Annotated in this window: 1 pseudogene; it reads right to left on the bottom strand. The window is 64.7% G+C overall.

What is annotated here, in order from left to right:
* Nucleotides 1-111: 111 nt before the first annotated feature.
* Nucleotides 112-465, bottom strand: a pseudogene (locus BN358_RS26550) (hypothetical protein); the annotation flags it as partial.

The following is a 465-nucleotide window of genomic DNA, read 5'->3' as shown; positions in this document are numbered from 1 at the left end:
TTCCTTCTCGGCTGCCCAGCCGCCGTCGCGGGGTGTGACGTGGTAGTCCGACATGTCTTCACCTCCTCTCGGTGGTTGGGGTTGGTGTGGGAGGAGCGGAGCCGGCTCCCCTCAGTGCGCGGCTCCGCTCCGGTTCGGGGGTGGGTTAGTCGGTGCTGCCGTAGACGTGATGGAGTCGACCTGGAAGGAGGGGACGGTGGTGTTGCCGCCGGCCTGCGTGTCGTAGGAGAAGGAGCCGAGGACGGTGACCTTGGCCTTGAAGCAGTCGCCCTCGACGAGCTTCTTGAGCTTGGATTCGGTTCCCTGGAGGAACGAGTTCTGCGAGTAGTCGACGAACCCGTAGGAGATGCGGAGCTTCTTGGGCCCTGTGTCGGCGCGGAACGTGTCGGTGCCGGTGGCGGAGTCGAACTGGGTGATCTCGCCGTAAAGCACGTAGGTCTTGCCGCTGTAGGCGTCGGGGTCCTT

It is taken from the genome of Sedimentibacter sp. B4, from assembly GCF_000309315.1.
In the GTDB taxonomy this organism is placed as follows: domain Bacteria; phylum Bacillota; class Clostridia; order Tissierellales; family Sedimentibacteraceae; genus Sedimentibacter; species Sedimentibacter saalensis.
This window is presented reverse-complemented; position numbering and strand designations above follow the sequence as displayed.